Below are 26,187 nucleotides of genomic sequence, written 5' to 3'. Positions count from 1 at the left end.
GAGGAGGTTCTTGCCCATGCCGTTGTTTTCTGCCGTCCGTCCGAGACGCGTCCCCGCCCGTCCGAAGCGCGTCCGCCGTCCCGTCCCGATTGCGCCCGAGCCGTCTCCGCTTCCGCTCCATGGCCCGCTTTTCTCTGCGCTTGCCGCCGGCTCTCCGCCGTCCTCTGTCGCCGCCTCGCCCGCTTCTCTTGCCGATGTCCCGGCGTCCCCGTCCGCCAAGCGCGACCCGGCCCGTACGGGCCGTCTTCGCCCGCTCCTTTCCGTTCCGCTCCTGCTGCTTCTGCTGCTCGTGCTCCCTGCCGCGCCGGCAGCCGCCTCCTCGATCGAGATCAGCCCAAGCGCGCAGGCCGCCTTCGAAAAGACCGCCGCCAAGGCTTCGCCGGAAGCGGCCAAGCGGATGAACGACCGCAGGCGGCAGTACGCCGCCCAGCTGCAGGAGCTTGACGCCGCTCGCAAGCAGGCGCAGGACGCGCATGCGGCTGCGGCCAAGCTGGCGACGGCGGTGCGCCAAGCCGCGACCGCCATCGACGACGAGGCGATCCGCGTCCAGCAGGCGCGCATCGCCAAGGCCAAGAGCGTCTATGAGCCGCTCTACGCCGGCTATACGGCGCTCGGCCAGCGCAGCCGCAGCGCCGGCAGCAAAGAGATGGCCAAGGCGCTGCGGCTGCAGGCCGATCTGATGAAAAGCGGCGTGCAGCTCGCCCGCCAGGCCGTGCGCCTGCAGGAGGATCAGCTCAAGGAGCTGCGCCGCGCCCGCTCGGCCAAAATCGCCGACGTCCGCAAGACGCTTGCCGGCCTGGAGCCGTTGAACGATACGCTGCGCGTCCGCAAGGCTTCCGCCCGCATTCCCGAGGCGGCGCTCCGGGACGCGATCAAGGACTTCTCCGCCGCCGCCCGCAAAGGCGACGCCGCGCTCGTCGAACGCGCGCTCGGCTCGATGCTCGGCAGCGGCTCGCAGCTGCTCGCTCAGTGGCGGGCGATTGTCGAGCTCGAGCGGCAGTATTCCGCCATCGCCGAGCAGGCCCGCCGCCAGCTGGCCGGCTACGGCGTCAAGGCCGGGTGAGCGGCTCGGCGGCCGCTCCGTTTGCCGCGTCCCTATCCGGCAGCCGCTTCGGCCTCGGCGGCGGCCTCCGCAGCGTCCGCTTCCCGGGCGGCAGCATCAATCCGATGCCGGAACAGCGCCGTTAGAATCGCGGTCGTCAGGTAGAACAGGCCGGCCATCGCATAGACGGCTCCGACTCCCCAGCGATCCGCCATCCAGGACAGCAGCACGACCGACAGGCCGAACAATGAATAGACAAGCGTGTTCTCGGCGCTCATGACCTTGGGCAGCTGCTCCGGCGGACAGACCTTTTGGAATACGGTCCGTCTCGTCACCTCGCGCAGCTGCTGCGGAGGCCCCATCAGCACGACGAGCGCCAGCGCCAGCAGCGGAGCCGTCGTCCAGGCGAAAGCAAGCGTGAACAGTCCCATCAAGCCCGCGCCCGCCGCGATCGACAGCGCCGGCTGGCGGGACAGCCGCCGCGTGAAGGCGACGACGAGCAGTCCGCCCGCGATGCAGCCGGCGAAGTAGCCGGCGTTGATGAAGCCGTACCATTGCGTGCCGGAGCCGAGCTGCTCCGTCGCATACACGAGCAGCAGCGCTCCGATCCACGTCGCGCTAACCGTGCCTTCGATCGTCTCGATGAAAAAGATGAGCCGCAGCACCGGATTGCGCCAGATGTTCCGCCAGCCCTCTTGGATCGAGGCCCATGCGCCGTTCTCCAGCTTCGTCCCAGAGCCGCCGCGGCGCTGAGCCTGCGCGCTCTCGCTCCATTCGGCTCCAGCATCGCTCCTCGCGTCTGCTTCCTTGCGAACGCCTGCGTCCGCTTTCGTGCCGCTAGCCGCCGCTCCGTCCACATCTGCTTTCATTCCGCTAGCCGCTGCTACGCCCGCTTCCGCTTTTGCGCCGCTAGCCACAGCTCCGTCCACGTCTGCTTTCGCGCCATTAGCCGCCGCTCCGTCCACGTCCGCTTTCGTGCCGCTAGCCGCCGCTACGCCTCCGTCCGCTTTCGCGCCCTCTCCCGTTCCTGCGCCTTCCGGTTCGCGCAGGCGCAGCGTCATGAACAGCGCGGCAGCATAGATGCCGAGCGTCGCGTTCAGGACCGGCGAGGCTCCGAGCCAAGCGACGATGATTCCCCCGGCCGCCCAGCCGGCCATCATGACGATCTGGTCGGTCGTCGACATGAGGCCGTTCGCGCGCAGCAGCTGCTTCTTGCCGGCATACCGGGGCACGAGCGCATTGCGCACCGGCGTCGTGATTCCGTCGGTGAAGCTCAGCAGCCCGATCAGGACGAGCACGTAGCCGATGCCGTCCTCGGTCAGCCCCCGCACGGCGAGCAGCAGCATGAGGAACAGCAGCACCTGCAGCAGCTGAGAGAGCTTGATGAGCCTCGTCAGCGGCCAGCGGTCCATCACGATCGGCGCGGCTGCGCCGCAGGCCAGCTGGCCTGCCACTCGCGCGAGCGGCACGAGCGAGGAGAACAGCGCCGAGCCGGTCAGCTTGTAGACGATCGTCACGATCGCCAGCAGGTAGAGCGCGTCGCCCAGATTGGAGATGCTCTGGCCCGCCCAAAGCCAGCGGAATTGTCGCGGTTGATTCATAGGTGACCTGCTCCTTTTCGGCTGAACCGACTGCTTGATCCACGCCTTAACTTTATAAATATTTTTCTTTATAAAGTCATCATACGGAAGGCAGGCTTTGCGTGTCAATGCCGTTTTGATTCGACACGCATGATCCCGAGCTTCTTCTTCCCGTGGATTCATGCCATCCGAGAACAAAAAAGCGCGCCCCGCGGGGGCGCGCCATGCGGCCATGCTCAATTCTTCGTCGACCGCGTTCGCATTCTCGGCACGGGCCGCCGCCTTTTCGTCTTCCTTCGCCGGCCCTTCCGCTCAAGCCTCCAGCCAGACGGTTCCGGTCCGGCTCACGTCGCAGCCCGTAATGGCGCCCAGCTCCTTGCGAAAAGCCGGCAGCTCCAGGACGCGGCGCAGCTCCGCGAGCAGCCGTTCGTTCGCTTTCGTCCGGAGGACGACGAGATCGTACCGCTCCTGGATGAGCGGCAGAAAATCAAGTCCGCCGACAAGCTCCGCCGCCTTCGCCATGCCGACTCCGGCATCCGCTTCCCCGGAAGCGACGGCCGCCGCAATCTCCAGATGGCTGTTCACGCATCGGTCATACCCGGCAATGCCGTCGGCCGCCAGGCCGTGCAGCCGCAGCTGCTCGTCCAGCAGCACCCGCGCTCCGGCGCCGCGCTCCCGATTGACGATGCGCAAGCCCTTCCGGCCGAGATCGCCCCAGCCCGTCAGGCCGAGCGGATTGCCTTGGGCGACGTACAGCCCGGCCGGCCGGACGAGCAGATTGACGACGATCAATGGCGCTCCGACAAGCAGCCTGCGGATATAAGGCAGATTGTACGTATCCGTATCTCCGTCCCACAGATGGGTGCTGACGACGTCGGAGGCTCCCTGGTACAGGTCGATCAGGCTGTCGAGGCTTCCCTTATGGGAACGGAGCGGCCGAAAGCCCGCCCGGGACAAATAAGCGGCAAGCAAGTCCATGCCGGGATCCTGTCCGGTCAGGACGACCGTATGCGCAGGCTCGAATGCCGCCAGCGGACGTGCGGCCTCGAAGCTGCCGATTTCTCCCCGGGGCGTCCCGATCGACGCGGCCGGATTTGTCGGGTCCAACGACGTGCCCAGCCCTGTCCGGTCCGGGTACGCCAATCCGGGCCTGTCCGAGTGCACGCCCGGACCTGTCCGGTCCGAGTAAACTCCCTGCCCGATCCTGTCCGAGTGCATGTCCAGCCCTGTCCGGTCCGGGTACGCCAATCCGGCCCTGTCCGAGTGCACGCCCGTCCCTGTCCGGTCCCGCTGCGCGCCTGGCCCAGGCTTGTCCGAACGCGCGCCATACGCCGATGCGCCGGCTTCCCGTTCCTTGGCTTTTTGCTTGTAGGCTTCCAGGTCGGAAGCGTCCACTCGCATCTGCTTGCCGACCCGGTAGGCGGACAGCGCCCCCTTTTTGATGAGATCATAGACGGTCAGCTTCGATATTTTCAGCAGGCGGGCGATGTCTTCGGTCGTATAGGATTCATCCGGCATGGCGGTATCTCCCCGGCTTTCAGCGATAGTGTCGATCTCCAGTTTACCATAGATCGAATCGGCTCATTTACAACGGCTCTCCCCCTCTATATAATCATACTAATTATATCTAGATATAACAAAACCATATGGATTAGAGGGAGTAAGAGAGATGAACCGATACCGCCGTTTTGCCTTCCCGTTCCAAAGCGCCTTCTTCCTGGCGCTCGCATTCGCGCTGCTGCTCGCCGGCTGCGGACAAGCCTCCGACTCGAACCGCACGGACAGCGGGGCTGCCGCCACCGCCTCCCCGGCTCCGTCCGCCGCCGCCAGCACGGAGCCGTCGCCGCAGGCTTCTCCGGCGGACGCCGAACCCGTCCAGCTGACCGTCTCCGCCGCCGCCAGCCTGACCGGGGCGCTCGGCCAGATCGAGACCGCGTTCGAAGCCGCGAACCCGAACATCGAGCTGAATTTCAATTTCGGCGCTTCCGGCACGCTGCAGAAGCAGATCGAGCAAGGCGCTCCCGCCGATCTTTTCCTGTCCGCCTCCACCAAGAACATGAAGGCTCTCTCCGACGCCGGGCTCGTGGACGCCGCCCATTCGGCCGATCTGCTGGCCAACAAGCTTGTGCTTGCCGTCTCCAAGGACAGCACGCTGGCGCCGAGCGGCCTGGATGCTCTCCAGGACGCGGCATACTCCCGCATCGCCGTCGGCATCCCGGAGAGCGTCCCGGCCGGCCAATACGCCAAGCAGGCGCTTGACAGCGCCGGACTGTGGGATGCCCTCAAGGACAAGCTCGTGCAGGCCAAGGACGTCAAGGCCGTGCTGCAGATGGTCGAGACGGGCAACGCCGATGCCGGCTTCGTTTATGAGACCGATGCGCTCGGCTCGGACAAGGCGAAAATCGCCCTTGAGGTCGATCCCGCCGCGTACTCGCCGATCCTGTACCCGGCGGCCGTGCTCGCCGAGAGCGAGCATCCCGAGCAAGCCGCGGCCTTCTTCGACTATCTCCGCTCTGCGGAGGCGCTGGACGTGTTCCGCAGCTTCGGCTTCTCCGAAGCGCCATGAGTTTATCTGCCATCGACTGGGAGGCCTTCTGGCCTCCCGTTCTGCTTTCGCTGCGAGTCGCGCTGCTCGCCTCGATCGCCGCCCTCTTCGCCGGCACGGCTGCCGCGCGCTGGATGTCCCGGACGCGGCTGCGCGGCAAGCTGCTCGTCGAGACGGCGTTCCTGCTGCCGCTCGTGCTGCCGCCGACCGTCGTCGGCTTCGTGCTGCTCGTCGGACTCGGCCGCCGTAGCTGGGCGGGGCGGCTGATCGAGGCCGTCTTCTCGTCGCCGCTCGTCTTCACCTGGTGGGCCGCGGTCATCGCCTCGGTCGTCGTATCGTTTCCGCTCGTCTACCAGACGATGAAAACCGGCTTCGCCTCCATCGATGCCGACCTGGAGCAGGCTGCCCGGTCCGCCGGGGCCAGCGAGCTCCAGGTGCTGCGCTACGTCGCCCTACCGCTCGCATACCGCTCGCTGCTCGCCGCCTTCGTGCTCGGCTTCGCCCGCAGCCTCGGGGAGTTCGGAGCGACGCTCATGATCGCCGGCAACATCCCGGGCGTGACGCAGACGGTGCCGACGGCCATCTATGTCGCCGTCGACAGCGGACAGACCGGCATGGCCTGGGCGTGGACTGCCGCCATCGTGGCCTTCTCCTTCGTCCTGCTGCTCTGCACAGGAGGCATCCGCCCCGGCTCGCCGTCCGACCGCCGCTCCCGCTGATCGGCGTCTCTGCCGACATGCCTTCCTCCGCAAGAAGCCAAAAAAGACGGGCCATGCAGAGAGCTTTCCGCTCTGCATGGCCCGTCCTATTGATCTTGGCTTCGCTTTACTTGCCGGTCGGCTGAGCCAGCTCAGCCTGTTTCTGCTTGTATACTTCCTGCCATTCTTCCTGGTAGCGGCGGTAAAACGCCGGGTAGCGGAAGCGCAGCTGCAGGATGCCGTGCATGAGCTTTTCCGGATCGGCATCCAGGCGGCTCAGCACTTCGGCCGGCAGCTGGGCGCGAAGGCCGGCGGCGGCTTCCTCGTTGAACTCGCCATAGTACCATTCCATGTTGCGGATGACGATGGCCGGGTGGACGGCCGTGTCCTTCTGAAGCTTTTCGAGCTCCTTGCTGAGCGCGTGCATCTCTTGCATCTGCTTGCGCAGCTCGCGGATCTCCTCGCTCTTGCTGTCCATGCCGTAGACGAGCTCTGCGAACAGCTCGGCCTCGCGGAAGCGTCCCGCCTGCATGTAGGACTGGCACTCGAGCAGCAGCACGATGCGGGCGCGGACGAGATCGTCGCCCTGCTCCAGCGACTTCAGGAAGCGGCGGACGCGCGGCTGGATTTTGGACCAGCGGTCCCATTTTTTAAGGTCGATGACGCGGTTGATCTGAGCGACGAGCAGCGGCAGATGCTCCGGCTTTTCCTCGCCCTCGGCCGGCAGCGCTTCTTCGACGACGCTCCAGGCATCCGCTTCGCGGCCCGTCCGGATGTACGCTGCGGACAGCAGGGCGGCAAAGCCCGACTTGCGCTCTGGATGCTCGGCGACGAGCGCCTCGAGGCGCTCCACGACGCGGCCGTAATGGCCGAGCTCTCCGAGCAGGTTGGCGACCATCGCCTGGATGTCCGCCTGCTCGTCGGCGTTGGAGGCCGTCTGCAGCAGCGCCTTCTCCCGCTCCTCGAACGCCTCCCACTTCTCTTGGGCAATGAGCGCGTACAGCACGGCCGCTTGGGCCGCGCCCAGCTCGGGCTCGCGCTCGACGATGCCGCCCAGATGCGTCTCGGCGGCGGCGTAGTCTTCGCCGGCGATCGCTTGGCGAGCTTCCTCGAGCAGGCCGTTCAGGGCATCGCCCTGTTCGCCGGCAAGCTCCGTCCGCTTCTCGATCTCGCCGGATATGATGGAGAATAAGTTCTCGATTCCTGGTTTCAATGTCCCTGCTTCTTGCGGGGAAGTTTGATTTTGCATGTCGAATTCCTTCCTCTCTGCTTCCCCAGTCGCAGCGCTCCATGCTGGCGCAAGCCAGGCTTCCGGGCCGCTGCCGGGACAATATCCCGTCTATTATACCATAGCCGGGGATGAATGCGGATACTGGGAGATTCCACTAAGTAGACGTACGGAAAATACCGTTTGTTGCAGCCGGCTCCGGCCCTCCGCCCCAGCAGCTGTTCCAGCCGCGTTTTGCGGAGCGAACGGCAAAAAGCCGGACCCGGATGATCCGGTCCGGCCGCAGCCGATGCAACGTTCCGCCGGCCTATGGCGGCGGCCGTCCGTTGCCATCCGCTCGCCTTCAGGCGAGCAGGTCGGCGTAGTCCTTGCGCCGCTTGAACTGAGCGGCCGCATACGAGCAGGCCGGCTCGATCTTGACGCCTTCGCGGCGCGCCTCGTCCACGACGGCCTGCAGCAGGCTCGCCGCCAGGCTCCGTCCCCGATGCGAGGGCGATACGTACGTGTGGTCGACGATCCATACTTTGCCGCTTGCAGCAGGGGCGTAGGTGATCTCTCCGATCGGCTCTCCGCCCTCGCGGATGACGTAGCCGTTGCCCGATTTTTCCGGCGCTGGTTCAGCCATGGACGATTCCTCCTTTGGGCGGCGCCGGTGCGGCTCCCGCCTTCCCTTATGTCATACCCCGAGAAGGCCGGTCTTAGTCAGGATCGCTCAGCCGAACCGATGGCCCGCCGCTTCCGGCAGCAGGTAGCGCTCGGCAAGCGCGCTGCGGGCAAGCATGCCCGCCGGGCGCTTTCCCGCCCGCCGCAGCTCCTTCGTGTATTCGCCGATCGTCATGCCGTAGCTTTCCTTGAAAAGGCGCATCAGGTGGCGGGGACTGATGCGGGACATCTCCGCCAGCCGTTTCACGGTAACTTCCTTTTCGTAATGCTGCTCGATGTAGGTCCGGACCGTCTCCAGCGCCGCGTCGAGCTGCTGCTCCGACCCGCTCAGCGCTTCCTTGAACAGCCGATGCAGCAGATCCTCGAAGACGGTCTGCCCGCGGAACCGCTCCAGCGGATCCAGGCTGCTCCTGCATGCGCAGACGGTCTTGCACAGCGACACGAGCGCCGTCGCCGGGTACGGAAGAGGCTCGCCCGACAGCGGAATCTCCGGAGCATGGCGCGGCAGCGGCACGGCTCCGCTGTCCGTCTCGTCCGGCGTCAGCGCCTGGAACCGGAACACGTACATCTCCAGCCGATAGGCGGAAGCGACATCCGCGCGGAGGTTCTCTCCGGGCGGACTGATGTAGACGACGCCGCTCCGCAGCGGCACGGCACGGTCTCCGGCCGCCAGCATGCCTTGGCCGCCCGTCACGGCGACGAGCCGAAAGTCCGACTGCCATTCCGGCCGTACCGGAGTCAGCCCCGCGGCCCCGAACGGCGCCGCATCCCGCAGCTTGAACCAGATCTCGTCCAGCCCTCGCGGCATCGGCAACTCCTGCGGTCCGGCCTGTTTCTCTCCTGCGCCCATTCGCATCCACCGTCCTTGTCTGAAGAATGTCCTGCATCGCGCGATCGACAACCTGTTGTTTCTCCATCTTAGTGAAAATGATTCTCATTGTCAATTAAAGGCGTTTTGCCGGCAGCATCCATCTCCCTCCCCGTCTCCTCCTTCGGCGCCGCCTCTCGCGATCCGGCAGGAATGGAAAAAGCCGCTGCTCCAAAGACGAGCAGCGGCACGAAAAAGCTTTGGACCGTCAGACTGCGGGACGGGAGCTGCGGGCAAGAGCGGGTCCGTAACACGGAACCTCGCCGTCCCTTTTGGACTCGCGCACGAGCCCCATCCGCTCGAAGACGCGGAGCTGGCTGTAGACGGCAGTCGCTCCCGCTCCGCGGCCATGCCCGGAGACATGGAGCTCGCGGACGAGCTGCTCGACGGTGGAAAGGCGGTCGGCGGTGTAGATATATTCAAGCAGCGCATAGCGCTGGGGATTGAGGCGGATGCCTCTCGCCTCGATCTGATCGACGGCATCCTGCAAGCGGCAGGCAGAGGACGGAGCGGCAGGAGACAAGGGCGACGGGGCAGCATTGCGTCCATTCGGCGCGATCGCCATAGCGAACCTACTCCCTTCACGAATTAATTCTATTTGATAATAATTATAATTAACTCAAGGGAGCTTTGCAACGTCTGTCTTCGGCGCTCCGCTCCATTTCAATCCGCCAGCGTCTCCTTCCCCTGCTCGGATCCTGCCGCTACTGGCTCACGCCTTCCCCGTAGGGACTGCGGATGACGGCCGATGCCGGGATGCCCTCCCAGGGCTTGATCATGGCATTGTAGTCCAAGACGGCCTTCTCGATGGAGGCGCGCAGCACCTCGGAGCCCGGTCGGATGCCGAGACGCTGCGCCTGCTCCTGCGCATACTTCATCGCCATGGCCAGCTTCTGCGGCCCGCCGCCGTTCGGATAGGCGGACTCGGCGAGCGCCGCGGCCTCTTCGGCGATGCGGTGCAGCAGCACCCGCTGCTGCTCGCCGACTCTCGCCGTCAAGTACGCGACGCCGCGCCGGCACAGAATCGGCACCATGACAATGACGGCAAGCGCCAGCAGCGCCGTCAGCACATCCTCCGCAAAAGACGCCCAGAGGGGCCAATCTTCGTTTTCCATCATGAACCGTTCTCCTTTGTTCCTCAAGGTGTCTGCCCACAGCAGGGCTCGCTTCTGCCTCTCCGGCTTTGGCCGGGTCGCGGCATCGCCTCCTCTCATCCGTCCGCGGCGCAGGGTAGATACCCTTGACATAACCGCGATCGGCATGTTCGGAAGCAGCCGCCTGCGGCTCGCCAGCCGCCAATCGTCTCGCGGACTCGTACCTAGAATTAGGCTTTCGCCTCGCGTTTCCCTTCTTTGTTCGCCATTTTAAAAGAGCGCTTCCCCTATTGCGATAAAACGGGACAAAAGGGAACAAATGTTCTTACCCCTACCATAAAGGATTCTTCCATCTGCCGTCAATCCTCGCCGCCGGAAGCGGTTCCGTCCGGTTTTGAAAAAAATTTTTTCCATGCGGAATCCGCTTTATTTCCGCTGCCGTGCTCCCGGCATGGAACGCTGTTCTCTCCGGTCTTCCGCAGCCCGTTGAAGGCGGTTTCGGCAAAGGCAATCCGGCAGCGCTTCCATTGCCGCAGCGGCCGGCATTCCATGCCGTTCGGCGGCTCGTCCCGGCCGGGACTGCGGGCTGCGGTCCGGCCGCTCCGATTCCGCCGTCCGCAGCAGCTCCCGGACAGCGCTTACACCCTGCGGGCGGACGCCATTCCTGGGCCGATGCCTCCCTTTACAATCTTTTTCAAGCCAGGTACGATTGTTCTGTGCTTAGTTCCCGGCAGCCATTTTCCGGGAAGCGGGGAAACCACTTTTCAGGGGCGAATCGTCCGCCGCGGCCACCGGGCCGCAGCGAGCGTAGGGTACCATCCACCCGAGTCCGTCAGCTAACCTCGTCAGCCTGAGATGGGTCACTCATCAGCGTATGCTTCCATGGCCCGCTTGCCTTGCAACGGGTCTGTTTGCGTTATCCTCATCTCCGGGCAGAGCTCCTTCCGAGCTTTGTTCCTGGCCCCCGCTTCTGCCGGACTGCCGCCCCCATCCTACCGACGAAAGGGAGCAGATCCATTTGAACCAAACGACTAAAGCCGTCATTTTCGATTTCGACGGGACGATCATCGACACCGAGACCGCTTGGTATACCGCTTTCCGCGACGCCTACAAGGAGCATGGAGTCGACCTGTCGCTCGACATGTACTCCGGCTGCATCGGCACGAGCCTCCACCGCTTCAATCCGTACGAATATCTCATGACCGATCTCGGCCTGCCAATCGACAAAGCCGAATTCCGCGACGCGGTCCATCTCCGCCACGCCCGCCTCATGGAGCGGGAGGCGATCCGCCCGGGCGTCCAGTCCTACCTCGACGAAGCGCGCCGCCAAGGCATGCGCATCGGACTCGCTTCGAGCTCCAAGCGCGAATGGGTCGTCAAGTTTCTCGCTCAGCTCGGCCTGCTGGATTATTTCGAGGTCATCCGCACCGCCGACGATGTGGAGCAGGTGAAGCCCCATCCCGCCTTGTACCTGCAGACGATGGAGGCGCTCGGCGTACAGCCGGAGGAGACGGTCGCGATCGAGGATTCGCCCAACGGCGCCAAAGCCGCCCATGCGGCCGGCATCCGCTGCGTCGTCGCGCCGAATGCGATTACGCGCGGCCTGGAGTTCGGCCCCTGCACCCATCTGGCCGACTCGCTGGAGCAGATCGACTTCAACCGCCATGTGCTGATTTGACCGAATATTCCGTAAAATCGACAGAGAGAAGCATCGACGATTCGAAAGGGGAGAGTCTATCTTGAGTGCAGCCATACCGAATCCGGCCATCCGGGAGACGGCAGCCGGACGGATCGGCGCCGAGCCGGCGGGCTTGTCGGCTTCGCGCCGCGAGGAAGCGGCCGCGCGGCCCAAGGCGGTCCATTTTGGAGCCGGCAACATCGGGCGCGGCTTCATCGGCGTGACGCTGGCGAAGTCCGGCTACGAGGTCGTATTCGTCGCCCGCAATCCGGAGCAGATCCGGCTGCTGCGGGAGCAGAAGGAATACGCCGTCGAGTACGCCAGCGAAAGCGGCGAGCGGGAGACGGTCGGCCCGGTGGACGCCGTGCCGATCGGCAGCGACAAGGAGCTGGCCCGCCAAATCGGCGAGGCCGAGCTGATCACGACCGCCGTCGGCCTCTCCGCCCTGCCCTCCATCGCCAAGGCGCTGGCCAAGGCGCTGGAGAAGCGGCTGGACAAAAGCGGCGGGCGGCCGCTGCCGATCATCGCCTGCGAGAACGGCATTCGCGCGAGCAGCCAGCTGAGACGGCTCGTCTTCCGGCATCTTCCGGAGGCGCTGCATGAGCAGGCCCAGCGGCAGCTGACGTTCCCCGACGCGATGATCGACCGCATCGTGCCGGCGCAAAAAAACCGCGATCCGCTGTTGATCCGCGTCGAGCCGTTCCACGAGTGGGTCGTGGAGACGGGCGGAGCCGAGCCGATGCAGCGCATCCGCGGCGTCAAGTACGTGCGCGATCTCGGCCCGTGGACGGAGCGCAAGCTGTTCACCGTCAACACCGGCCACTGCGCCGCCGCCTACTTCGGCTACCTGGCCGGCTTCCGCACCGTCCAGGAGGCGCTCGCCAGCGAGCCGGTGCGGGCCAAGGCGCGCGCCGTCCTTGAGGAGACGGGCGCGCTGCTGCTCGCCCGCCACGGCTTCGACGCGGCCGAGCATGATGCCTACGTCGACAAGACGCTGGAGCGCTTCGCCAATCCGGCGCTCTCCGACAAGATCAGCCGGATCGCCCGCTCGCCGCGCCGCAAGCTGGACCGCAGCGACCGGCTCGTCCGCCCCCTGCTGCTCGGCCACGAGCTCGGCCTGGAGATGCCGACGCTGCAGGAAGCGATCGCGGCCGCGCTCGCCTACCGCAATCCGCTCGACGAGGAGTCGGTCGAGCTGGAGCGCATCCTCCGCCGTGAAGGGCTGGACGGAGCGCTCAGCCGCAAGCTCGGCCTGCCGCGCTCGCATCGCCTCGTGCGGTCGGTCGCGGACGCCTACGACCGGCTCGGGCGGTGACCGCGCCAAGGCGACGTGAGCCGCCGCTATGCAAAGCTAATAATGGAATTTATAAATTCTGATGTTATTCCCACGATTACTCGATTTCTCGTCATTTTCGAATATCGTCCCGATCAATGTGCTTAGCCCGACATAAACTCTCTTTAGGTAATGGTTAAACCATTCAATAAGCAATTACGCGCTCGTTAAATTCGAGCCAGTTCCTTAGTACCGAAGGGCTACTCTAAGGAGCGGCCTTTTTTAAATTTATCAAAGAAATTTCAACATAAACGTATACAAAACCCTTGTCTTGTGTAAAATGAAGGTATGGGTGTTTACATTAGTAACACCCATTAAACCGGCCTCTTAAAGAACATACGTTCTATTGAGAGGTAGGAACTGGAGGATCTTCTCTATGAATACTACAGGGGCTCTTTTTGAAGTTGATACCGTCGCAAATTACCTTTATGGCAAAAAGCCTGATATTTCACCTTTAAAGCTTCAAAAAAGTCTATATTTCTTATTTGCTTATCATGGTGCGTATTATACTGAAGAAGCTGAGGAAGGCGTTTTAGAAGGCTCTATAGCTAGCCAAAATAAATATCTTTTTAATGCAGAGTTTCAGGCATGGAAATTTGGTCCAGTTATTCGTGAGGTTTATTTCCGGGATCGAGACGGTCTGTACGGATCACCAGAAGAAATTGCCGAGGCAAATATCGTTATTGGGCAAAACCCCGAAGCCAAAAAGTTTATTGATGAGCTTTTTGAACAAATAGATGCAGTCAGTGATTTTACTCTTGTTGATCGGAGTCACGAGGATTGGGTATGGAAAAAGGCATTCGCAAAGAATCAATCCACTCCAATGAATAGTGATGAGATTATAAAGGAATACTCCGACAGATATGTCACCCTCTAGAAGAAAGTCAAAGAATCTCTTTAGTAGCTCAATCAAGCCCAAAGAGAATATTAGCTTTCTCAAAAAAATGGGTGTAGATAAACTAAAAAGTAGCGGATTTACTGAATCTACTGCACATATACTTCATGTTTTTGAATTGCACAACGAAAACGTTAAACATTCTAAGCGAATTGATGAATTACAGTTTACAAATTACCTTAGCAATACAACAGAATCTGCAAAGCGCGATAAAATTGCCGAATTAGGATATGATTTAAGCTATATCGACAATGATAAAGGCGATCAAGTACGATTAAATGATCGTATAAAGAGTTGTCTCGCTCTCTATATTGACCAAATTGAAATTGACGAGAATATTTTTAAAATCGACCTATCCTCATTTTATAGTGGTCAAACTGGAGTCCGTATATTCGTTAAGTGTGAAGTAAGCAGAAATGACGAAGGACAATTCAAAGCAGCTTACAAGATAATTATGATTGATCCTTTTCATCTAGTCATTCCGAGCCAATTTAACGGCTTCACTAAAGAATATGTGATGAATAAAACTTTTCGAGAAAACATTGGTAATAATTTATGCATTAGCACTTATTTTGACAAATAGAAGTAAGACGTTTACTCGACTCTTAGTTTATTTCATTTACATCTACGATTTCCGAAATGGAGTTACCGTAGCAACAAATAATCATAAAAAAGCTTCTCCATGCAGCCTGAGCGGGCTGCATGGAGAAGCTTTTTGGCATGGGCCCTATTGCCCCCGGCTGCCCCGCGCTCACGGCGTAATGCGGTACACGCAGCGGCGGCCTCCGCTCAGCATATGCTCGGTCCGCTCCACCCCGACGCCGTCGCCAAGCACGCCGCGGATCATGCCGGTCTCATACCGGCACAGGCTCGCGCAGGCTTGCGCGGCGTCGCAGATCGGGCAATGCTTCTCGGTGAAGACATACGTGCCGTCCGGCTCGCGCTCGTACTCGGCCATATAGCCCTCCGCCGTGCGGAACTCCGCGAGCCGCCGCAGCTTCTCCTCCAGCAGCGAGCCGCCGTCCCGCGCCTGCTCCGCCTCGCCCTCCGACAAGGAATAGTGGGCGATCTGCTTGCCGTTGCGGACGGAGAGCAGCTTCTCCAGCCCCTCCTCGCCGAACGTCTCGCGCACCGAGTCCATGAGGCCGATCGTCAGCTCCGCATAGCCGGCCGGGAACAGCCGGTTGGCCTCGGACGTCAGTCCCCACAGCTTGGCCGGACGGCCCATCGCGCGCGGCTCCTCGCGGTGGTCGATCATCCCTTCCTTTTCGAGTCCGTACAGATGCTGCCGCACCGCCATGCCGGAGACGCCGAGGCGTCCGGCCAGCGCGGCGGCGTCGAGCGGGCCGTGCTGCTTCAGGAGATCCACGATCTGCCTGCGGGTCCGGGTCGCGCTGGCGCTGTCCGGCTGCTTGTCTTTCGTCGACATCCGTATCCTCCCCCTCGCTCTTCGCCGCCTGCGCGGCTCCTTTCCTAGATTGTAAAGATAAGCGTTGACAAAGTCAAAGGAAACCGGATACGATGCTCCTTGACTGTTCTCTTATCGATAAAGGATTCCGTAAAGGAAGTGCCCGAATGAAGCTCCGCCACTGGGATGCCAACCTCAAGCTGCGCCTCGGCGGGGAGTTTGTCACGAACGTCATCTTCTGGACATTCTTTCCTTTCCTCGCCATTTACTTCGCGCGCGCCTTCGGCAAAGGCACGGCAGGGCTGCTGCTCGTGCTGTCGCAGCTCGCCGCCGTATTCGTCAATCTGATCGGAGGCTACTTCACCGACCGCTACGGCCGCAAGCGCATCATGGTGCTCGCCGCCTGCGGCCAGTCGCTCGGCTACGGCCTGCTGGCGGCAGGCGGGTTGGCGGGCCTGCCGGCGCTCTCGTTCGCCGGCTTCGCGCTCGCGAGCGGCTCCATCAGCCTGTACCAGCCGGCCAGCCAGGCGATGGTCGCCGACGTCGTGCCGGTCAAGGACCGCGCCTCCGTCTTCGCCGTGTTCTACACGTCGGTGAACATCGCGGTCGTCGTCGGACCGCTGCTCGGCTCGCTGCTGTATGCCGCCCAGAGCACGATCCTGCCGGCGGCGGGCGCGATCGCTTGCGGCCTGCTGGCCGCGCTGCTCTCGCGGCGGCTGCGCGAGACGATGCCTGCCGCCGGCCCGCCCGCAGGCGGGCCGGCCTCCCTTCAGCCGGCATCCTGGAAGGAAGCGCTGGCCGCGCAGATCCGGGGCTACCGCATCATCGGCTCGGACCGGGTGTTCCTGCTGTTCATCCTGGCCGGCGTGCTGCTGTCGCAGACGTTCATGCAGCTCGACCTGCTGCTGCCGGTCTATTTGGAGGAGGCCTACCCGTCGACGCCGCTCTGGAGCGGCTCGGCCGTCGAGCTTGCCGGCGCGCAGACGTTCGGCCTGCTCGTCGCCGAAAACGGGCTGCTCGTCGCGCTGTTCACCGTCGCCGTAACCCGCTGGGCCTCGCGCAAGAAGGACCGCTGGATCTTCATCGGCGGCGCGGTCTGCTATGCGGCAGCGATGGCTCTGTTCAGCCAGCCGCTCGGCTTCGCGGGACTCGTCGCGATCGTCGCCTTGTTCTCGTTCGGCGAGCTGCTGTGCGCAGGTCCCCAGCAGCAGTTCGTCAGCCGGCTCGCGCCGGAGCGCATGCGCGGGCAATACTTCGCCGCCTCGAGCCTGCGCTTCACGATCGGGCGCGCCGTCGCGCCGCTGTCCATTCCGCTGAGCGGATGGATCGGCTTCCCCTGGACGTTCGGCGCGCTCGCCCTGCTGGCTCTGGCGGCCGCGGTCATCTACAAGATCATGTTCGATCTGCACGAGCATGACGGCCCCTCGCCTGCCCGGACGCTGCAGGAGGGCGAGGCGCTCTGAGCGGGTTCGCGCGCGGCGCCCGGACGGGCAGACAGGAGCCGCCGGCTGCCGCTTCGCTCTCGGCATGCGCCCCTCCCCTTCCCATTGCAAAGAGCCTTTCGATTCGACTCGAAAGGCTCTTTTTGCCGCTCCCGCCAGACTCGCCGGTCAGGCGGCTCCGTCCGTTCCGCCTTCGCCGCCGCCCGCTACCGCCTGTCCGGCGTCGACGCGGCCACAGCTCCAGCACAGTCCGCCGTCTCCGGACCGGTCGGCCGTCTCCAGCAGCCGGGCGCGGATCTGCTCGCCGGTGAGGCCGAGGCTCGCCAGCAGCGCGGCCGTGCCGGCCACATGCGGAGCGGCCATCGAGGTGCCGCTGAAGTACGTGTACCGGCCGCCGGCATACGTGGACGCGATCCGTTCGCCGGGCGCCGCAAGCTCCACCCAGGGCCCGTACGCGGAAAACGCCGACGGCAGATCCTGCGGATCGACCGAGCCGACGGCGATCACCTCGTCGTAGGCGCCGGGATAGACCGGATCGGACGAGCCCGTGTTGCCCGCCGCGGCGACGACGACGGCGCCCTTGGCGACCGCGTAGCGGATCGCCGCCCGCAGCGCCGACGATCTCGCCGGACCGCCGAGGCTCAGGTTGATGACATGCGCGCCTTGATCCGCGGCATAGCGGATGCCGGCGGCGATGCGCCGCAGCGTCCCGTTGCCGGCGGCGTCCAGCACGCGCACCGGCAGCAGCGAGACGCCCGGCGCGATGCCGGCGATGCCGATGCCGTTGTCCGCCTCCGCCGCGGCGATGCCGGCCACATGCGTGCCGTGGCCGTTGCCGTCCTCGCCCGTACCGGCCGGATCGACGAAGTCCTTTCCCGGCAGCACTTTATCCGCCAGATCCGGATGCGACGAGTCGATGCCGGTGTCGAGCACGGCGATGATGATCCTGCGGTCGCCCCGCGTCTTCTCCCAGGCCCGCTCCGCGCCGATCTGCTTCGGCCCGTGCTGCAGGCTGTAGTAGGGATCGCCAGGCACGAGGCATGTCCGGTACACGTAGTTCGGCTCCGCGAACTCCACGCCGGGATGCCGCTCGTACAGCGCCTTGAGCTTGCGCGCGCTCGCTCGGCCGCGGACGGAGCGGACGACATGCAAGCCTGTCCGTCCAAGCTCCTCGACCGCCTCGCAGCCGCAGCGGCGGTGGATGCGGTGCCTGCCCTCCGCAGCAAGCCCTTCGGCGAACTTCACCAGCATCTCGCCCGGCTCATGCTCCGGCATGCTCCGCTCCGCCAGCCAAGCCCCGGCCTGTCCGGCCATCCACCAGACGCCGGCCGCGGCAGGCAGCAGCAGCACGGCGGGCAGCCATTGCCAATCCATCATGCGAACCGCCCCCTTGTCGCTCGCAGCTTGTCGCTGCTCTACTACTCTATGGGGGGGTCTCGCAGATGGCTTGGACGGGCGAGGCGGACGATCGGAAAAGGGCGCCTTTTCTTACAGAGATAATATTTTTTCTATGCAGCCGTCGCAGATTTGAATTGATTTCGGCTTCTTCGCAACCACCTCAATGTATCCTTCTTGAACGAGGTAATCCACCGCCTGATTCACTTTATGCCTGGACTTGCCGGTGTAGCCCATCAACTCTTTCAACGATAAAACGGTGTTTTCGGCGATAAAGACATTGATCGTCAGCATGGAAGACAAAATCTGTCTTGCATCTCCGGCTTTTGACCATTTTTCTTTTTTCATATATTCATTGATTCTTTCGAGCTTGATCAGGCTAAGCTCCAAGTCTTCGATGATGCTTTTTTGACCCGTCGACAGCAGCTCCAGCATGTCGATCAGATAGAAGGTCAGGTCGCCTTGATTCAAAGGGAATGCGATTTCCTCCAGCGCTCGATAATACTTGGCTTTATTCTTGTTGATCGCATAGGAGAATGTAATCGCGGAGTACTTCTCCAGATAGCGCGACAAGTAACTGCCTACAAGCAGACGTCCCGTACGCCCGTTGCCGTCATAAAAGGGGTGGATATACTCGTAATAATAATGGGCCACCATATAACGATATAAGGGAGGATGGGCGTCATCCTTTAAATAATGAATTAGCGCCCCGAGCGACGCGATAATGTTTTTTTCCGTGCTCACGCCTATGTGAGTTGTGACCTGGCCATCGTTGACCTCGACATGGCCTTGCCGGAACAGATCGCCATCCGGTCTGTCCTCGGCTTTAATTTCATCGGCTACCAGCTCATCGTACAAGCTTCTAAAGTCTTGAACTTTTTCGAACGCGTCGATCTGATCGATATAAAGATAGGTCTTCATCAAACCTTTAAATCTTTTGTGTTTAGGCTCCACATTTTTGACTTCACGGAGAGCCTCCTGCAGTTCCTTCTTCGTACTGCGTACGCCTTCAATTTCATTATTGCTCTGCGCCTCGTTAACGATGAGCTTTTGGAAATAAGGCTCTACGATAAAATCAGGCAGCTTGCTGATGAGAGAAGAAATCTTCGAGCTGTTCAACAACACTTCGTTGTTAAGACTCATTAATTCATGCGTATTTACATAAAACAACTCGAATGAATCTGCCGTCGTTTGTCCTTTTCTAAATCCCTTAATGAATAATGAGCTCAAATAGCTGCCGTAACCGTTTTTTCTATGATCTAATTCCTTGGCCAACGTTTCCCGATCCACTTTATAAAAAAGCTTAGTTAACCTTTCGTATCTCAATCCACTCACCCCCCTATTTTCAAAAATGGGACTTTTTTTAAATTATAGTTCCAAATATACCCTCATTTCAAACCTATTATTCGCTTTTTCCCACAGGATGATCGCCGCGCAGAGAGTTGTCATCAATGGCCATCGCCAAAAAGGAGCCTGTCCTTCCATCTTCTTTTCCTCTTTTACCTGCGGGCCTAAAAAGAAAAAGCGCCGCATCAGCGGCGCATAGCCAGCAGCGAGGCGATCGCGGCAAGCGCTCGGCCGAGCCGGGAGCGTCCCGATCGGCCAGCCGGCGCTTCGTCCTTTTCCAGCTCCAGACGCCATCGTCCCTGCCGCTCCATCCTCCTGTACTTCTCCTGCCGGAACTGCTCCAGCTTCTCAGCCAAGTATTGCTCCTCCATCATGCTCCTCATCTCCCGTCCGATTGATCCGGCTCCATCGTCTGAACGCCCTCGCGCCGAGCTTGCCAAGCAGCGCTCCCTTGCCGCTGACGTTCCGGCACTCCTCCTGGCGGAACTGTTCCAGCTTCTCCGACACGTATTGATCCTCCAACATGCCCTCATCTCCCGTTCGTTTCGTTCTGAACCAAGTATGCGCTAGGCAAAAGGGGCTAAAAAGCGTATAATCGCTTCGACTCTTTTCCTCTTTTGCCATTTTCCAGCCAGAAGGAGGCCAACCCCAATGTATGCAGCCGAACGCTACTTGTCCCTGCTGGAGCGGTTTTCGGGCGTTGCGGCAGAAGGCTCGCCCGTCGAGGCGACGCTGGACGGCATCGCCGCCGCGCTGTTCTGCACGCCGCGCAACGCCAAGCTCATCCTCCGCCGGATGCAGGAGGAGGGACTGATCGAGTGGCTGCCGGGACGCGGACGCGGCCATCGCTCGCGGATCGTCTTTCTTCGCCCCAAGGAGCCGTACCTCATGGAGCTTCTCCAGGCGGAAGCCGAGGCGGGCAATTACCCGGCCGCCTTCGAGCTGATCGGCCGGCATGCCGGAGGCACCTCCGCGAAGGAGCGGTTTCTCGAATGGCTCGACGGGCGATTCGGCTACCGCAAGGAGCAGCAGCAAGGCCAGCCGTCTCGCGACACGCTGCGCTTCCCGCTGCTGTACGGCGTGCGCACCTTCGATCCTTCCCAGCTCAACTATGCGCTGGACGCGCATGTGATGCGCCAGCTGTACGACCGGCTGCTCCAGTACAGCGAGGAGAACGAGCGGATCGTCCCCGCCGCCGCGCATCATTGGAGCGTGAACGGCGAAGGCACCGTATGGACCTTCTTCCTGCGCAAGGGCGTGCTGTTCCACGACGGCGCCGATCTGACCTCGCGCGATGTCGCCTTCACCTTCGAGCGGCTGCGCCACGGTCCCAATCGCTGGCTCATGCGCAGCGTCCGGAGCGTAGAGGTGGTCGGCACCCATGTCGTACGCTTCCATCTGCATCAGCCGAACTTCATCTTCGACCGCTTCGTCTGCGCCGGCGCCGCCTCGCTGCTGCCGGAAGGGCTGCGCGGCCTGCCCGAGGAGGAATTCTGGCGCCGGCCGATCGGCACCGGTCCGTTCCGGCTGCTCAAGCACACCTCCTGCGGCCTGGAGCTCGGCGCCCATGAGCCGTATTATGGCGGCCGCCCCTATCTGGACGCCGTCGATATGGTCGTCCTGCCCGAGGGCTGCCAGCCGGTCCAGGTCACGCCGAGCGTTCCCGGACTGCTGCGCATCCGCGACGGCTTCTTCAACGAGCCCGAGACGGCTCCCCCGTCGGAGGGATGGTCGTCCATCCACAACGTCAACCATGGCTGCGCCATGCTCGGCTGGAACATGAACAAGCCCGGTCCGCATCAGTCCGAGGCGTTCCGGCGGGCCGTGCGCATGATCCTCGATCCGTCCGAGCTGCTCGACGAGCTCAAGGACAAGAGCGTCTTGCCCGCCTACGGCTTCCTGCCGGAGACGAGCGCGCTGCGTTCCCCCGAGCCGCCGCGGCCGGACCGGCTGCGCGCGGCGCTGCGCGAAGCGGAATACGACGGCACGCCGATCCGCTTGACGACCGTAGCCAAGTACAAGGACGAAGTCGACTGGGCCGCGCGCAAGCTCGCCGAGTGGGGCATCCGGGTTGAGACGAAGTTGGAGGCGATCGCATCCAAACACGGCTTTCGCGAGGCCGATCTGACGGTCTGGTGCATCGTCATCGCCGAGGACGAGGTATGCGAGATCGAGGCTTACGAGCATGGCGACTGCATCCTCGGGAACTATCTGACCGACGATACCCGAAGCTGGATCCGGGGACGGATCGATGCCGCCCTGGCGACGCCGGACGCGGTAGGCCGCCGCCAGATCATGAGGCAGGTCGAGGAGCAGCTGCGCGACGACGGCTCGCTCATTTTCCTCCACCATCAGCAGCTCAGCACCTACCTCCATCCGTCCGTGCATGGCGTCCGCCTCAACCGGCTCGGCTGGGTCGACTTCAAGAACGTCTGGCTGGAGAACGGCCTCGCCGCGCCCGAGCTGACCGCTTCGGAGCTGCGCCCTTAGAGCTGCCGACGCTCCGCCCTCGCCGTCCCGGCCACGACGCCGGAGCGGCTTTTTTTGCTGCGCCGGCGTCGTGGCCGGGGAAGATCGGCTTCAGCCGTTCTTGACCGCCTCCGGCCCGCCTTGGGCAGGTATACTTAGGGATGGACGAAATGACCGCCAAGGAGGATCTTTCCATGCTGCCCTATCCCGCCGCCACGACCCGCGAGCAGAAGCTCGCCTACGCCCATCGCGTCAAGGACCGGCTGCTCGCCGAGCATCCCGGCCGCATCCTCGCGATCGGCCTGTACGGCTCCGTCGCCCGCGGCACCGACCAGCCCTGCTCCGATCTCGAGCTGCATGTCGTCGCGCCGGACGGAGCGGAGCCGTTGCCTGGCGACGAATTCGTGGAGCTGCCGTTCAAGCTCGAGCTGAGCTGCCGGACCCGCGCCGGCTATCTGGCCCGCGCCGCGCGCGTCGACGACGGCTGGCCGATCTGGGCGGGCAGCTTCACGCATGTGATGCCGCTCCACGATCCGAAAGGGCTGTTCGCGCTCGGCGCGCAGGCGGCGCTGGACGGGAGCGAGGAGGCTTTTCGCGGCGTCATGCGCGAGTTCATGGTGTGGGAGCCGTACGAGACGATGGGCAAGATCCGCAACCTCCGGGCAAGCGGCGAGAACGGCCATCTGCCGCGGGCGGCGATGGACCTGACGTGGCAGGCGGCCAAGCTGATCGGGCTGGCGAACCGCCGGCCGTTCACGACGCGCGTCCGCACGCTGCGGGAAGCGGCCGCCCTGCCCTCGCAGCCGGACGGCTTCGCGGAGCTGGCGGCGCTGAGCGAGTCCGGCCGGCTGCAGCATGCGGACGAGCTGCACGCTGCGTGCGAGCGGCTGTGGTCCGGCCTGAACCGCTGGTTCGAGGAGCTGGGGCTGGAGTATAGGCGGGATGCGGCGGCAGAGATGGACGGGAGCGATGACGAGCAGGCGGGCGGGTGCGGCGGCGAGCAGGCTGACGAGAGCGACGGCGAGCGGGCTGACGAGAGCGGCGGCGACAAGCGCGAATCGAGTGCGGGCGAGTTTGCCGGTCCGATCGACGAGATGGACGGCGCCGGCTGGTCTTGGACTCCGGTCGGCACGTCGGCGGAGGAGCGCGAAGCGCTCGCCGCGCTGCTGACGGGCGAGCCCTGGCCTTATCACGGCATCGTGCGGCCGGAGGCCGAGACGATTCGCAAGGCTTTCGACGACGGGGCTTATCACGGGGATGAAACGAGGACGTTCTGGATCGAGGACGCCGCCGGCGCCAAAGCCGGCCTCCTCAAGATCATGGACACGCAGGACCCGACCCTGCTGTTCGACCTGCGCATCCGCCAGGCGTATCGCCGCCAGGGAGCGGCTCGCTCCACGCTGCGCTGGATGGCGGACTATGTGTTCCGGGAATTCCCGTCTGCGATCCGCATCGAAGGCCACACGCGGACCGACAATGCCGGGATGCAGGCGGCGTTTCGCGGCACGCTGTTCGTGCTGGAGAGCTGTCACCGCCAAAGCTGGCCGCAGGAGGGCCGGCTATACGATTCGTTCGGCTACGGCCTGCTGCGAGGCGACTGGGAGCGCGGCGCAGCGACGCCCGTTCCGGCGATGCCGCGCTGAACCGCAAAAAAACTTGCCTGACACGGACAGAGGGTCCGGTCAGGCAAGTTTTTTTAGAGTGGACTTGATTAACTGGGCGGGCGTTTCCCCGACTCCGGCGTGCATCAGTGGCATATTTACCACATATGCGGGCGTTACTCCGACTGCGGAGCGGATCGCACAGCGGCAGGCGATCCGCTCCCGCGCCCCGGCCGCCAGCTCAGCTGGCGCAGCAGCCGCTCCACCGCCGCGGCCGGGGCATGGCGCAGCTGGAACGAGCGGGCGCCCTTGCCGGTCGCGATGCTGACCGACAAGCTCGCTCGGCCTCGGCGCCTCTGCATAGGGGAAAGGCTCATCCGATGCCACTGGATGCGCCTGCCCGGCAGCAGCAGCTCGGAGCGGATGAGCGCGCCGCGGCGCAGCGACAGCTGGCCCGCCTCCAGCGCCCAAGCCGCGTGGCGGTGCTCCAGCAGGCCGTACGCGAGCACGGCAGCTGGAAGCAGCGCGGCCAGCCAGCGGTACGGCTCCGGGATCCAGATCCACCCGGCCGCTGCCGGCAGCAGGCTGGCGAGCGCCGGCCAGCCCGCGTAGGCCGTCCAGGCGGAGCGCTCGAGCCGGCTCCAGTCCGCCGGGAGGACGAACGCCGGAGCAAACTCCCGCAAGAACGCCTCCGCCTCCGCACGCTTCAGCAGCGGAAAGAGCAGCAGATGGCGCTCTTTCTCCTCGGCGTTGCCGGCGATGAAGGCACGCACCGCCACCCAGCCGAGCGGCCGATGCAGCAGCGGCTGGGCGAGCTCCAGCGCCTGGATGCGGGCGATGTCGATCGTCTGCCGCTTCTTCTCCAGCAGGCCGCGCTCGACATGCAGCTTGCGCCCGCGGCGCTCGAGCCGGAAGCCCCAGTTCGCATTAAGGAGCTGCAGCGCGGTCAGCAGCCAGGCGGCGAGCAGCAGCAGCAGGCTCGCGGCCGCGAGAACATAATCCCCGAACAGCTGCTCCAGCTCGGCCTGCATGTCCAGCCTCCGCAGCCAGCCGCTGTCCGCCGCACGCGAGAGCAGGCCGGCCAGCAACAGAAAGACGAGGCCGGTCCGGTACGAGGTGAGCGCGTAGCCGAGCAGGTCGCCCGGCCGGATCTTTCGCTGGCCGACCGCCAGCTCGGTCCGCCGGCCTGCCGCCGAAGCTGCCGCGTCCAACGTCGGCTCCGGTTGCCGCGCCGCGTCAGACGCAGCCAGGACAGCGCCGGCTTCGCGCTCGAGCCCATCGGGGCCTATGTCTCTCCCCGCTTCGGACGCGGCGGCCCGCCGCACGGCTTCAGCCCCCGCGCCCACGCCGGCGGCAGGCTCCTCCGGCTCGGCCGCTCCGGCCTCCGCGAAGCCGAGCAGCCGCTGCAGCCGTGCCGCCTCGGCGGCGGATAACGACGGCAGCACAGCTTCGGCCTTCTCGCCGCCCCCAGCCGTCTCGATGCGGAGCTGGACGAGGCCGAGCGCGCGCTCGGCGAGATTTTGCCTCGTGTCGACGGACTGGATGCGCTCGCGCTGGATCCAGATCGTACGGCGGCTCCATACGCCCTGCTCGATGCGGATCGCACCCGCCTCCGCGGCGTAGCCGAAGCCCCTCCAGCGCAGCCAGGCGGCGGCGAGCAGCGCGGACAGCCCGACGCCCCCGAGCAGCGCTCCCAGGCCGATCCGGCTCACATCCAGCCCCGTCGCTCTCGGCACCCACAGCACAAAAAGCGGCAGCAGCGGCAGCATGCCGTACATTTCCTTGACTCCCTTCGCCAGGAAAAACAGCATGGAGGCGGGATGCACGCGCCGCAGCTCTGCGGAGGCGGCCTCAGATCTCATCGTCGGCCCTCCTCGTCAGCTCCGCCAGCCGGCTCCGCATCGCCTCGGCCTGCTCCTCCGGCAAGCCGGGGATGGCGTGGCTGCCGGCCGCCGTCGCCATCGTCAGCGTCGCGATGCCGCAGCGCTTCTGGATCGGGCCTTGCTTCGTGTCGATATGCTGGATGCGCGCGACCGGGACAAGCGTGCGCTTGCGGACGATGAAGCCATGGGCCAGCTCGATCTCATGCTCTCGCACGAGGTAGCCCCAGCTGCGATGCAGCAGCCTCGGCAGCCACAGCAGCTCCAGCGCCGCCCCGGCCAGCGCGAGCGCTCCGGCGCCGGCCGCGATCCACCACGGCCAGCCGAACCGGGCGCTCAGGAGAGCCAGCGCCAGCACGACGGCGGCATACACGCCGCTCGTGACCGCCCCCTCCAGCCGGCGGGCGCGGATGACCCGCAGATCGAGCGGACGCAGCGGCTCGCTGGAGGACGGTTCCCCGTCCGTCGCGAATGGCCGCTCCACCTGCCGCCCTCCACCGGCTCCCGCCTCGCCGTCCGGGCGCTCTTGCGCTTGTCCGGCAGCGGCGCTCGTCAGCTCCGGCGCCGGTGCCGCTCCGCCCGTGACGATCGAGCGCTCCGGCTGTCGTTGATCCTGCTCCATGTCCGCACCCCTCCTGATTGATGTCCGTCCTCGCTTCACCCGCTTCATACGCGCCGGACAGCCGCAGCGTTGCCGCGATCGGGAGGAGCGTCCGCTATTTCGGCGAAGCGTCGTGAGGCTCGATCTTCTGAAGCACCGCATGGCGGAATCGGTTCCGGTCGACGACGATGCGATATTCCCGTCCGACCTCCAGCAGCGGCAGCAGCAGCTGCGGCGCTTCGGCTCGCAGGTCCTCGCCGTCCTCCGATGCGAACACCAGCTCTTCTCCTTCAATCGCCTTCAGGACCGTGACGGCTTCCTGGCGTCCATCCCGATGCACATGATCCATCCACAGCGCGGCAAGCGCAAGCCCGAGCAGCACCAGCACGACGGCCGATACGGCGTTGAGGCGGGACTTCT

25 protein-coding genes and 1 riboswitch are annotated in these 26,187 nt (G+C 63.9%); of the genes, 10 read left to right on the top strand and 15 right to left on the bottom strand.

The genetic code is table 11. From position 1 onward, the window contains the following. Nucleotides 1-16: 16 nt before the first annotated feature. Complete coding sequence (locus tag H582_RS0116455) at nt 17-1,063, top strand: hypothetical protein (RefSeq protein ID WP_028599389.1); 1,047 nt, start codon at nt 17-19, stop codon at nt 1,061-1,063. Between the two features lie 32 nt (nt 1,064-1,095). Here H582_RS0116455 and H582_RS30245 read toward each other — a convergent pair whose 3' ends face one another. Continuing rightward, nucleotides 1,096-2,643 carry an MFS transporter gene (locus tag H582_RS30245; protein WP_052333353.1) on the bottom strand — a complete coding sequence of 516 codons (1,548 nt, stop codon included), beginning with the start codon at nt 2,641-2,643 and terminating at the stop codon, nt 1,096-1,098. Nucleotides 2,644-2,934: 291 nt separating this feature from the next. After that, nucleotides 2,935-4,140, bottom strand: a complete 1,206-nt coding sequence (locus H582_RS0116445; RefSeq protein ID WP_028599388.1) for a substrate-binding domain-containing protein — start codon at nt 4,138-4,140, stop codon at nt 2,935-2,937. A 151-nt stretch (nt 4,141-4,291) separates the two neighbouring features. Here H582_RS0116445 and modA point away from each other — a divergent pair, with 151 nt between their 5' ends. Further along, the gene (gene modA, locus H582_RS0116440) at nt 4,292-5,188 is read left to right on the top strand and encodes a molybdate ABC transporter substrate-binding protein (RefSeq protein ID WP_028599387.1); all 897 of its coding nucleotides are present in this window, start codon (nt 4,292-4,294) and stop codon (nt 5,186-5,188) included. Further along, nucleotides 5,185-5,886, top strand: a complete 702-nt coding sequence (modB, locus tag H582_RS0116435) for a molybdate ABC transporter permease subunit (RefSeq protein ID WP_028599386.1) — start codon at nt 5,185-5,187, stop codon at nt 5,884-5,886. Before modA ends, modB begins: the two co-directional genes overlap by 4 nt. A 106-nt stretch (nt 5,887-5,992) precedes the next feature. Here modB and H582_RS0116430 read toward each other — a convergent pair whose 3' ends face one another. The 5 genes from H582_RS0116430 to H582_RS0116410 form a co-directional block, all read right to left on the bottom strand. Next, nucleotides 5,993-7,078: a tetratricopeptide repeat protein gene (locus H582_RS0116430; protein WP_028599385.1), complete on the bottom strand. Its 1,086-nt coding sequence runs from the start codon at nt 7,076-7,078 to the stop codon at nt 5,993-5,995. Nucleotides 7,079-7,436: 358 nt separating this feature from the next. Continuing rightward, nucleotides 7,437-7,718 (bottom strand): GNAT family N-acetyltransferase, encoded by a 282-nt coding sequence (locus H582_RS0116425; protein WP_028599384.1) that lies wholly within the window; start codon nt 7,716-7,718, stop codon nt 7,437-7,439. Nucleotides 7,719-7,805: 87 nt separating this feature from the next. Then, nucleotides 7,806-8,564, bottom strand: a complete 759-nt coding sequence (locus H582_RS0116420; RefSeq protein WP_164820117.1) for an AraC family transcriptional regulator — start codon at nt 8,562-8,564, stop codon at nt 7,806-7,808. A gap of 268 nt (nt 8,565-8,832) precedes the next feature. Next, nucleotides 8,833-9,189, bottom strand: a complete 357-nt coding sequence (locus tag H582_RS0116415; RefSeq protein ID WP_028599382.1) for a transcriptional repressor — start codon at nt 9,187-9,189, stop codon at nt 8,833-8,835. 139 nt (nt 9,190-9,328) lie between these two features. Further along, nucleotides 9,329-9,742, bottom strand: coding sequence for a phage holin, LLH family (locus H582_RS0116410; RefSeq protein WP_028599381.1), 414 nt, complete (start codon nt 9,740-9,742; stop codon nt 9,329-9,331). A 683-nt stretch (nt 9,743-10,425) separates the two neighbouring features. Continuing rightward, nucleotides 10,426-10,582: riboswitch (cyclic di-AMP (ydaO/yuaA leader) on the top strand. A gap of 154 nt (nt 10,583-10,736) precedes the next feature. Between H582_RS0116410 and H582_RS0116400 the strand changes: the two genes are divergently transcribed. The 4 genes from H582_RS0116400 (at nt 10,737) to H582_RS32040 (ending at nt 14,207) form a co-directional block, all read left to right on the top strand. Continuing rightward, nucleotides 10,737-11,396 (top strand): HAD family hydrolase, encoded by a 660-nt coding sequence (locus H582_RS0116400; RefSeq protein WP_043111467.1) that lies wholly within the window; start codon nt 10,737-10,739, stop codon nt 11,394-11,396. A gap of 61 nt (nt 11,397-11,457) precedes the next feature. Continuing rightward, complete coding sequence (locus tag H582_RS0116395; protein ID WP_164820116.1) at nt 11,458-12,711, top strand: mannitol-1-phosphate 5-dehydrogenase; 1,254 nt, start codon at nt 11,458-11,460, stop codon at nt 12,709-12,711. 394 nt (nt 12,712-13,105) lie between these two features. Next, complete coding sequence (locus H582_RS32045; RefSeq protein WP_028599377.1) at nt 13,106-13,606, top strand: Panacea domain-containing protein; 501 nt, start codon at nt 13,106-13,108, stop codon at nt 13,604-13,606. Beyond that, on the top strand, nt 13,593-14,207 hold the full coding sequence (locus tag H582_RS32040; RefSeq protein WP_127464385.1) for a hypothetical protein: 615 nt from the start codon (nt 13,593-13,595) through the stop codon (nt 14,205-14,207). The genes H582_RS32045 and H582_RS32040 overlap by 14 nt, the downstream gene beginning before the upstream one ends. A gap of 168 nt (nt 14,208-14,375) precedes the next feature. Here H582_RS32040 and H582_RS0116385 read toward each other — a convergent pair whose 3' ends face one another. Continuing rightward, nucleotides 14,376-15,053, bottom strand: a complete 678-nt coding sequence (locus H582_RS0116385) for a helix-turn-helix transcriptional regulator (protein ID WP_028599376.1) — start codon at nt 15,051-15,053, stop codon at nt 14,376-14,378. Between the two features lie 146 nt (nt 15,054-15,199). Here H582_RS0116385 and H582_RS0116380 point away from each other — a divergent pair, with 146 nt between their 5' ends. Next, entirely contained in the window at nt 15,200-16,495 is a 1,296-nt protein-coding gene (locus H582_RS0116380; RefSeq protein WP_028599375.1) for an MDR family MFS transporter, read from the top strand. 147 nt (nt 16,496-16,642) lie between these two features. Here the strand turns inward: H582_RS0116380 and H582_RS28075 are convergent, their stop codons facing one another. The 4 genes from H582_RS28075 to H582_RS32030 form a co-directional block, all read right to left on the bottom strand. After that, the gene (locus H582_RS28075) at nt 16,643-17,851 is read right to left on the bottom strand and encodes a S8 family peptidase (RefSeq protein ID WP_052333351.1); all 1,209 of its coding nucleotides are present in this window, start codon (nt 17,849-17,851) and stop codon (nt 16,643-16,645) included. 111 nt (nt 17,852-17,962) lie between these two features. Continuing rightward, a complete protein-coding gene (locus tag H582_RS0116370) occupies nt 17,963-19,195 on the bottom strand; it encodes a Fic family protein (RefSeq protein ID WP_028599374.1) in 1,233 nt (410 codons plus the stop codon). A gap of 206 nt (nt 19,196-19,401) precedes the next feature. Next, nucleotides 19,402-19,590 carry a hypothetical protein gene (locus H582_RS32035; RefSeq protein WP_127464384.1) on the bottom strand — a complete coding sequence of 63 codons (189 nt, stop codon included), beginning with the start codon at nt 19,588-19,590 and terminating at the stop codon, nt 19,402-19,404. Beyond that, nucleotides 19,565-19,741, bottom strand: a complete 177-nt coding sequence (locus tag H582_RS32030) for a hypothetical protein (protein WP_156876712.1) — start codon at nt 19,739-19,741, stop codon at nt 19,565-19,567. Before H582_RS32030 ends, H582_RS32035 begins: the two co-directional genes overlap by 26 nt. Before the next feature lie 126 nt (nt 19,742-19,867). Here H582_RS32030 and H582_RS28070 point away from each other — a divergent pair, with 126 nt between their 5' ends. Next, nucleotides 19,868-21,706, top strand: a complete 1,839-nt coding sequence (locus H582_RS28070) for an ABC transporter substrate-binding protein (RefSeq protein ID WP_052333350.1) — start codon at nt 19,868-19,870, stop codon at nt 21,704-21,706. A gap of 173 nt (nt 21,707-21,879) precedes the next feature. Continuing rightward, nucleotides 21,880-23,328 (top strand): kanamycin nucleotidyltransferase C-terminal domain-containing protein, encoded by a 1,449-nt coding sequence (locus H582_RS32025; RefSeq protein ID WP_127464383.1) that lies wholly within the window; start codon nt 21,880-21,882, stop codon nt 23,326-23,328. A gap of 134 nt (nt 23,329-23,462) precedes the next feature. Here H582_RS32025 and H582_RS0116340 read toward each other — a convergent pair whose 3' ends face one another. The 3 genes from H582_RS0116340 to H582_RS0116330 all read right to left on the bottom strand — a co-directional run bounded on the left by H582_RS0116340 (nt 23,463) and on the right by H582_RS0116330 (nt 26,155). Then, nucleotides 23,463-25,148 carry a PH domain-containing protein gene (locus tag H582_RS0116340; RefSeq protein ID WP_028599373.1) on the bottom strand — a complete coding sequence of 562 codons (1,686 nt, stop codon included), beginning with the start codon at nt 25,146-25,148 and terminating at the stop codon, nt 23,463-23,465. Next, complete coding sequence (locus tag H582_RS0116335) at nt 25,138-25,788, bottom strand: PH domain-containing protein (RefSeq protein ID WP_052333349.1); 651 nt, start codon at nt 25,786-25,788, stop codon at nt 25,138-25,140. The genes H582_RS0116340 and H582_RS0116335 overlap by 11 nt, the downstream gene beginning before the upstream one ends. Nucleotides 25,789-25,882: 94 nt before the next feature. Then, entirely contained in the window at nt 25,883-26,155 is a 273-nt protein-coding gene (locus H582_RS0116330; protein ID WP_028599371.1) for a hypothetical protein, read from the bottom strand. Nucleotides 26,156-26,187 lie beyond the last annotated feature (32 nt).

The organism is Paenibacillus pasadenensis DSM 19293, assembly GCF_000422485.1.
Lineage (GTDB): Bacteria > Bacillota > Bacilli > Paenibacillales > Paenibacillaceae > Paenibacillus_O > Paenibacillus_O pasadenensis.
The sequence above is the reverse complement of the archived record's forward strand: the minus strand, read 5'-3'. Positions and strand labels throughout refer to the sequence as shown.